Origin of the sequence: Actinophytocola algeriensis (genome assembly GCF_014203735.1) — a bacterium.
Classification (GTDB): domain Bacteria; phylum Actinomycetota; class Actinomycetes; order Mycobacteriales; family Pseudonocardiaceae; genus Actinophytocola; species Actinophytocola algeriensis.
In genome coordinates this window covers 45606-52150 of sequence record NZ_JACHJQ010000018.1, presented here as the reverse complement: position 1 = coordinate 52150, position 6545 = coordinate 45606, and the positions used below count along the sequence as shown (strand labels likewise).

Genomic DNA, 6545 nt, shown 5'->3' with positions numbered 1-6545 from the left:
CACCTGGTCCATGTCGGGGCTGAGCCAGCGGGTCACCTCGGGGTGCCCGTAGACGTCCAGCGCGGCCTGGGCGTCCTCGACGTGCCAGGGTCTCACCGTCAGCCGCTCGGTGGTGAACGCACCGGTGTTGGATGGGTTCGTGCGCATGTCGGTGCTCTTCAGGACGAACGAGGGCGACACGACCGGCCCGTTGACTGGTAGCGACGACGTACCGGGGTCTCGGGCATCTCCCCATGGTACGCGCACGCTAGGAGCATCCTCCCCGTCTCTCGCGGTGGATTCTCCGGCAGGCCATGACCCCGCGGCCAGTGCTCGGCCGGGCGCTGGAGTTCGACGGCGAGGTCCAGAAAGTGCCGGGCGGGGGGAGTCGGCGGTGTCCGGTAGGCGAGACCGACCCGTGCGCACGGCGCCGGCGTCACGAACCGGCGGTACACGACGCCTCGCGTGACCGGGAGGTTCGCCCGTCGGCGTCGTCGCGCGATCGTGACGTCCGGTCCGGTGTCGGAAAGGTGTCCGGGTGGTACCCGGAGTACGGTGAACGGTCATACCTCGCCGGCGGTGGGGTCGCGTGTGCGGAAGGGGCGGAGAGGTGAGCGCGGACCGGCGCAAGCATCTGCAAACTCTGCTCGCGGAGCACGACAACGCGGCGGATCTGCTGCGGGGCATCTGCGAGCTCTGCGTGATGGAGCTCGCCGTCTCGGGTGCGCGGGTGCGGGTGCTGGGCGGCACGAACGCGGACGGCGGGGGCGCGTTGGTCTACTCGTCTGACGAACTCGGTACGCGGCTGGACGATCTCGCCATCACCGCGGGCTCGGCGCCGTGCATCGACGCCTACGAGTTCGGGCGGCCGGTACTGATCCCGAACCTGACCGCGGACGGCGTGCGCTGGCCCGGGTTCACCGCGGACGCGATCACCGCGGGCGCCGCGGCGGTGTTCTCCTTCCCTCTGCAGGTCGGTGGCGTGCGGCTGGGGGTACTGGAGATGCACCGGCTGTCGGCCGGGTCGCTGACGCCGGCACAGTTGACTGACGCACTTCTGCTCGCGGACGCGGCCACCGAAACGATCTTCGACGACGTGCACGCGGTGGCGCCGTTGACGCTGTCCGGGCTGGTCGACATCCAGGCCGAGGTGCACCAGGCGACGGGTATGGTCGCAGCGGACATACGGGTGAGCCTGGCAGACGCGCTGCTGCGGATCCGAGGGCACGCCTTCGCTCATCACATGACCCTGGCCGAGGTCGCGAAGGACATCATCGAGCGCCGTTTGCGGCTGGACAGCGGAGAGTGAGCAGGTTGGAACGCGAACCACGAGCTAAGCCCATGCTTTCCGACACGGTGCGATCCGTCGATGCCGGCAGCGAGGGTGGTGCGGCCGCGCTGCGGGATCAGCGGATCGGGCAGGCTTTCGTGAACCTCGCCGACACGATGGTCGCCGATTTCGATCTCACCGAGTTCCTGCACATGCTCGTCGACCACTGTGTGGATCTCCTCGACGTGGACGCCGCCGGTGTGCTGCTTTCCGACCAGCGCGGTGGGATCCGGATGGCGGCCGCCTCGTCGGAGAAATCCGAACTGCTCGAAATGTTCGCCGCGGAAACCGACGGCGGTCCCTGCGTGGAGTGCGTGCGGACCGGTGAAGCCGTGGTCAGCACCGACCTGAGCGCCGACACCGATCGGTGGCCACGCTATGTCGCCGCGGCCGAGATCTGCGGGTTCCGCGCCGTGCACGCGCTGCCGATGCGGCTACGCCGCGACGTGATCGGTGCCCTGTCGCTGCTCAACGCCGATGCCGATGGCGTTCGGCCGGTGTCCAGCCAGAGCCAGCTCGGCCAAGCCCTGGCGGACGTCGCCACCATCGGCATCCTGCAGCAACGCACCATCGACCACGCCACCATCGTCACCGAGCAGTTGCAGACCGCCCTCAACTCCCGCGTCATCATCGAACAGGCCAAGGGCATGCTCGCCGCTCACAGCGGCACCCTCACACCCGAGGAGGCATTCACCGCCCTGCGTGGTTACGCACGTACCCACCACCACCGCCTGTCCGACCTCGCGCGGCAGGTCATCGACGGCATCGCCGACGTCGACGCCATCACCGCACACCGCACTCACTGATGCAGCCCGCCGCGGACCACCCGGGAGGCACAGGACGGAAGGGGTATCGGTCCGGGCGGTCGATATCGACACTCATAGCCGATTCTCAGCACTTCGGTGATCAGCAGGCGTAAGATGAAGACATCCGGACCGATGACACCCACATTGTGAGGTGCCGGTTCCGGCAAAGCCTCGAATTCGGTGCGTCTCCAGACCCTTTCGTGCCGCGTCCACAACTCGTCAGCCACGCGCGCGTCACCCTTCTGGTTCGCGAGAAGCGCGGCCGGCACAAGGAGAACGACATGACGGACATCAGTTTCATCTCCCGCTACGACCGGCGAGTCTCTTTCGTGCAGGATGTACTCGCGAAGAACTCGGCGCTCGGTGACCAGGCGGCCCGCGAACTCGCCGTGCAGGTCGTCTACGCGATCGACCACATTCCGGAGCCGACCCGCTGAACTCCCTCAGCGGTCGGGTGCCATCAGGGCACCAGCGTGCGGTACCACCTCCAGGCCGCGGCGCATCGCCGCGGCCGGCCGCCTCTGACGACGGGAACACGGGCATGACATCGAACTCACAGGCACACACCCAGCCCCCTCCGGCACGGCACACGCCGCTCCGGTTGCGGCTCAAGCCGAAGGCTCCGGCCACCGGTTACGTCGACGGTGGCTGGTGGCCGAGGTCCCGCGACCTCACCGCGGAACTGGCCGCACTGGCCGAGGTCCTCGCGGTCCGGCTCGGCCGGATCGAACGAGTCTCCTATGGACTGTCCGCGTGGGACACCGCGCCACGCAGGGTCGATGTGGACGGCGTCCCGGTCCGCCTGGAGGGATTCACCTACCAGGCCCAGAACATCATCCACGTGACCGGCTCCAAGGCGGGCCGCATCAGTCTGCTCGTCGTCCCACCCGGGATGACCGACACCGCCGGCCACGACGCCATGATGACCGCGGGACACCGAGGCAACGCCGACCGGCCAGAGGAAATCCTCGCCGCGGTCACCCTCCCCGCGCCCCGGCAGGCCGAGTACTCCTCGGAACGTGGGGAAAGCGACGGCGGCCACTCGCACCGGCGTGACTGAGACCGCGGTGCGATGAAGTGTGCGATGGACTCGGGTGACATCGGAGTGAGAGCCGGCCGCGTCCGCGACGCGGCCGGTCATGCCCGCAACGAGCGCCGGCGCGACAGGTGTGCGGGCGTTCGGCGAGGAGTCAGACGGTCCGGGCGCCCGGTTTGGTGGTGAAGCGGAACTCGAGGGTCATCGGCAGCGAGGTGAGGTCGAGTGCGCGGCGCAGGCGGGGGAGGCCGTCGGTGTCGAGGCGGTGGCGGATGTCGGACAGGTCGGCATCGTGTTCGGTGGTGACGACCACGGCGAGCGTGGGGGAGTGCTGGGGGCCGGTGAGGTCGGCGTGCGCGGTGTGAATACCCGGGTACGCGGTGACATCGGCGGTAAATGGTGTGGTGGCGACGCGGGCGGCGAGTTCGGTGTGGCCGTGCTCGGGATCGTCCTCGAAGCGCCAGGTGTGGGTCCTGGGTGTCCTGACGAGCTGTGCGGTCAGCCAGCGCAGGCACAACAGGGCCAGCAGTACTGCGACGCCTGCGACGGCGTACAGCACCCACGTGGGCGGAAGGCCGGTACCGGGCACGAGGGTGGTGGCCGGGTCGACCGGCAGCATCCCGAGACTGGTGGCCATGGCGAGACCGCCGCCGGTCACGAGCGCGACACCGATGATCGCGAGCAGGCCACGGTTGAGGCGGGCTGGGCGGTTCATACTGCTCACGAGGTGCTCCTGGGGGCGACGACCCTGACCCGCACTGCCGGGCGAGTGGCCGGGGAGACCTGGTCGAGCCGGCGCTCGATGGCGGCATGGACGGCCTCGGTCAACCCTTCTGGGGTGGTGCGGTGGGTGCGCACCACCGCGGTGACCGTTCTGCGGCGCAACGTCAGCTTGGCAGCGGTGACACCGTCCACGGCGTGCACTGCCGCACGCAGCGTGCTGCGCAGGCTCCGCCGGGACGCACCGGCGTCGATGGCCGCGCCGGTGTCCGTGGCCAGCAGGGGAACGACGGTAGGCCTGCCGGGCAGGACCGCGGTGAACAGCAGGACGAGCCCGACCAGCATGACGACGCCGGCGGCGATCGCGACGCCGAGGCTGTCCCAGCGCGTGGTGTGTGCCAGGCCGGCGATCGCCGCGTAGCTGATCAGCGGACGCGTGCCGGCGAGTAGCTGGATCACGCTGATCGCGGTCAGGACGCACACACTGAGCAGGGCCAGGGCGGTGACCACGGCCGGGGCGGTGCGGCGGGGGCGGCGCATCATCGGACTCTCCTGGGCCCCGGCTGGTTGAGGTAGAGCGTGACGACGGTGATGTCCACTCGCGTCACCACCAGCCCGGTCAGTTCGTGGAGCCGCCGGACCAGGTGGTTGCGAACCTCGCGGGCGGTACCCGCCACCGACGCCGGGTAGGCGATCGAGAGCCGGACCCGCAGCGCCGCGGTCGTGTCGTCGACCGTGGCACTGACCTGCGCGGAGCGTTCCTCGGGTGACCCACCGAGGGCGTCCCCGAACACCCGGTGGCCCGCGCCGCCCACGTCGGCGATCTCGGTGATCGCCTGGGCGGCGGCGCGTTCGACGGCCCGGTCGGCCAGGGTCGTCCGACCGGGAAGGTCGTGGTCCGTTCCGGTGTCCTGGCCGCGGGGAGCGGTGGTGGTGGCCATGTTCTAGCCTCGGTCCCGGCCGACGCCGGTCAGCTGCGACACGTCCAGCTTGCCGTCGAGGACACGTCCGACGAGAAGGCCCAGTGCCGCAAGGACGAGCACGATGAGGAAGGCGCCGAAGCCGCCGAACGCACCGGCGAAGCCCAGCGCCAGTCCGGTCATCAGTCCCAGGGTCGTGGAGTTCATCAGATCTGGTTCTCCTAGCTACGGTCGACGGTGGTCGACCCGGTGTCGACGTTGTGAGGGGCCGCCGTCCAGGCCCGCGATGTCTCGGTGGCCTGGACAGCGGCGGCGATGCGCTCGGCGTCGATCGCGACGCCGAAGGTCACTGCACGCGAGTCGGTTCGGGCGTGCTGTCCTCTTCGCCGGGGATGTGCACGTCGCTGACGTGGATGTTGACCTCGACCACTTCCAGGCCGGTCATCCGCTCGATCGCGGTGATCACGTTGCGGCGTACCGCCTTGGCCAGCTCGGCGATGGAGACGCCGTACTCGACCAGGAGCTGCAGGTCGATCGCGGCCTGGGTCTCGCCGACCTCGACCGCCACGCCCTGCGCGGCACTCGCGGTCGCGCCGGGAATCCGCTCCCGGAGAGCGCCGAACGCGCGGGACGCGCCGCCACCGAGGTCGTACACGCCGTTGATCTCCCTGGTGGCCAGACCGGCGATCTTCTGCACCACGGTGTCGGCCACCGTCGTGGTGCCCTGCTGCGTGGCCAGTGAGGTGCCCTGGGAGGAGCCCGGCGACGTGGTGGGCTTCTCCGTGGACGTGGCGGCCGAGGTGGTGCCGGATGGCGAGGTCGAGTTTGCCGGAGGGCTGTGAGTAGCGGTCATGACGTGCGCGCTCCTGGGTGTCGCAGTGGTTGGTCTCGCGAAGCCGGAGGCTGTTCCCGACTTCGCACACTGGATAGACACCCGTGTGGCGGCAACGTCACGGCCGGATCGCGGAAATCTCCGTCACGGGTGACCACCGAACGCGGTGTTGTCGAGATCGGTGATCTCCAGGCACAGCCGGGTGACGGGCACATGGCTGGCGGCCACGACGGCCAGCAGCGCCTGTTCCGCTCGCCTGACGAGGGGCGGCAGCGGCAGCCGGGTCGCCACGACCCGAACCACCACCGTGTGGCCGCCACCGGTTTCGTCGGTGATGTCGACGGCCAGGGAGTCCCAGTTCGACCCCCACGGTGTCTGCCTGGCTTTCGCCAGCGTGGCGGGGTGTAACCCGGGGACCTCCGCCAGGGCCGCCAACAGGTCGTGGACCAACTCGGAGGAGGTGTTCATGGCCGATCCATGTCCCAGCGGATGTCGATGATGGACACGCGCACCTGGGTCACGATGAGACCGGTGGCCTCGGTGACCGCACTGGCGACCGCGCGCTGTATCGCTTGGCCCACCGCGGTGGCCTGGTCCTGCCCGGAGGTCACCACGTCCACCTCCACCCGCACGGACCGCGCGGCGCCGGTGTCGCCGCCGCTCGCCCGTTCGAACTCGACTCGTGCGCCCTCTGTCGGCGCCGGCTCCAACCCCTTGATCCGCTGGCGCGCGGCGCGGACCACGGATCCCACGAGCCCGACCAGGCCCGGCTCCACCTGTACGACACCCGGCACGGCAGCGGTGGCACGTACCGCGACGGCGGCCACCACGGCCGCGCCGACCACCCATTCGAACAGCGGAGCGTGACCCGGTCCGGTGTCCGGGGCGTCGCTGGAACCCCTGTCTATCGTGTCTTTCACCT

The 6545-nt window shown here is 69.8% G+C and carries 11 protein-coding genes; 4 read left to right on the top strand and 7 right to left on the bottom strand.

Translation table 11 applies throughout. The features are described 5' to 3' along the window. The first annotated feature begins 589 nt into the window (after positions 1-589). The 4 genes from FHR82_RS45010 to FHR82_RS44995 all read left to right on the top strand — a co-directional run bounded on the left by FHR82_RS45010 (position 590) and on the right by FHR82_RS44995 (position 3175). Positions 590-1288 carry a GAF and ANTAR domain-containing protein gene (locus FHR82_RS45010; RefSeq protein WP_184816846.1) on the top strand — a complete coding sequence of 233 codons (699 nt, stop codon included), beginning with the start codon at positions 590-592 and terminating at the stop codon, positions 1286-1288. A 47-nt stretch (positions 1289-1335) separates the two neighbouring features. Further along, a complete protein-coding gene (locus FHR82_RS45005) occupies positions 1336-2115 on the top strand; it encodes a GAF and ANTAR domain-containing protein (RefSeq protein ID WP_311771604.1) in 780 nt (259 codons plus the stop codon). A 281-nt stretch (positions 2116-2396) separates the two neighbouring features. Next, positions 2397-2552, top strand: coding sequence for a DUF6307 family protein (locus tag FHR82_RS45000; RefSeq protein WP_184816845.1), 156 nt, complete (start codon positions 2397-2399; stop codon positions 2550-2552). A 104-nt stretch (positions 2553-2656) separates the two neighbouring features. Beyond that, complete coding sequence (locus FHR82_RS44995) at positions 2657-3175, top strand: DUF5994 family protein (protein WP_184816844.1); 519 nt, start codon at positions 2657-2659, stop codon at positions 3173-3175. Between the two features lie 130 nt (positions 3176-3305). On the opposite strand, the gene FHR82_RS44990 is transcribed toward FHR82_RS44995, so the two are convergent. The 7 genes from FHR82_RS44990 to FHR82_RS44960 form a co-directional block, all read right to left on the bottom strand. Next, positions 3306-3866 (bottom strand): alkaline shock response membrane anchor protein AmaP, encoded by a 561-nt coding sequence (locus FHR82_RS44990; RefSeq protein ID WP_221465121.1) that lies wholly within the window; start codon positions 3864-3866, stop codon positions 3306-3308. 5 nt (positions 3867-3871) lie between these two features. Continuing rightward, positions 3872-4414: a DUF6286 domain-containing protein gene (locus FHR82_RS44985; protein ID WP_184816842.1), complete on the bottom strand. Its 543-nt coding sequence runs from the start codon at positions 4412-4414 to the stop codon at positions 3872-3874. Then, a complete protein-coding gene (locus FHR82_RS44980) occupies positions 4411-4812 on the bottom strand; it encodes an Asp23/Gls24 family envelope stress response protein (protein WP_184816841.1) in 402 nt (133 codons plus the stop codon). The genes FHR82_RS44985 and FHR82_RS44980 overlap by 4 nt, the downstream gene beginning before the upstream one ends. A gap of 3 nt (positions 4813-4815) precedes the next feature. Beyond that, positions 4816-4998: a hypothetical protein gene (locus tag FHR82_RS44975; protein WP_184816840.1), complete on the bottom strand. Its 183-nt coding sequence runs from the start codon at positions 4996-4998 to the stop codon at positions 4816-4818. Between the two features lie 139 nt (positions 4999-5137). After that, complete coding sequence (locus FHR82_RS44970; protein WP_184816839.1) at positions 5138-5644, bottom strand: Asp23/Gls24 family envelope stress response protein; 507 nt, start codon at positions 5642-5644, stop codon at positions 5138-5140. Between the two features lie 123 nt (positions 5645-5767). Then, on the bottom strand, positions 5768-6091 hold the full coding sequence (locus FHR82_RS44965; protein ID WP_184816838.1) for a hypothetical protein: 324 nt from the start codon (positions 6089-6091) through the stop codon (positions 5768-5770). Continuing rightward, a complete protein-coding gene (locus FHR82_RS44960; RefSeq protein WP_311771603.1) occupies positions 6088-6543 on the bottom strand; it encodes an Asp23/Gls24 family envelope stress response protein in 456 nt (151 codons plus the stop codon). The genes FHR82_RS44965 and FHR82_RS44960 overlap by 4 nt, the downstream gene beginning before the upstream one ends. Positions 6544-6545 lie beyond the last annotated feature (2 nt).

Excerpts from the sequence above, each read along its gene's own strand:
- FHR82_RS45000 (WP_184816845.1), top strand. The coding sequence starts at position 2,397 with ATGACGGACATCAGTTTCATCTCCCGCTACGACCGGCGAGTCTCTTTC.
- FHR82_RS44995 (WP_184816844.1), top strand. The coding sequence starts at position 2,657 with ATGACATCGAACTCACAGGCACACACCCAGCCCCCTCCGGCACGGCAC.
- FHR82_RS44990 (WP_221465121.1), bottom strand. The coding sequence starts at position 3,866 with ATGAACCGCCCAGCCCGCCTCAACCGTGGCCTGCTCGCGATCATCGGT.
- FHR82_RS44985 (WP_184816842.1), bottom strand. The coding sequence starts at position 4,414 with ATGATGCGCCGCCCCCGCCGCACCGCCCCGGCCGTGGTCACCGCCCTG.
- FHR82_RS44980 (WP_184816841.1), bottom strand. The coding sequence starts at position 4,812 with ATGGCCACCACCACCGCTCCCCGCGGCCAGGACACCGGAACGGACCAC.
- FHR82_RS44975 (WP_184816840.1), bottom strand. The coding sequence starts at position 4,998 with ATGAACTCCACGACCCTGGGACTGATGACCGGACTGGCGCTGGGCTTC.
- FHR82_RS44970 (WP_184816839.1), bottom strand. The coding sequence starts at position 5,644 with ATGACCGCTACTCACAGCCCTCCGGCAAACTCGACCTCGCCATCCGGC.
- FHR82_RS44965 (WP_184816838.1), bottom strand. The coding sequence starts at position 6,091 with ATGAACACCTCCTCCGAGTTGGTCCACGACCTGTTGGCGGCCCTGGCG.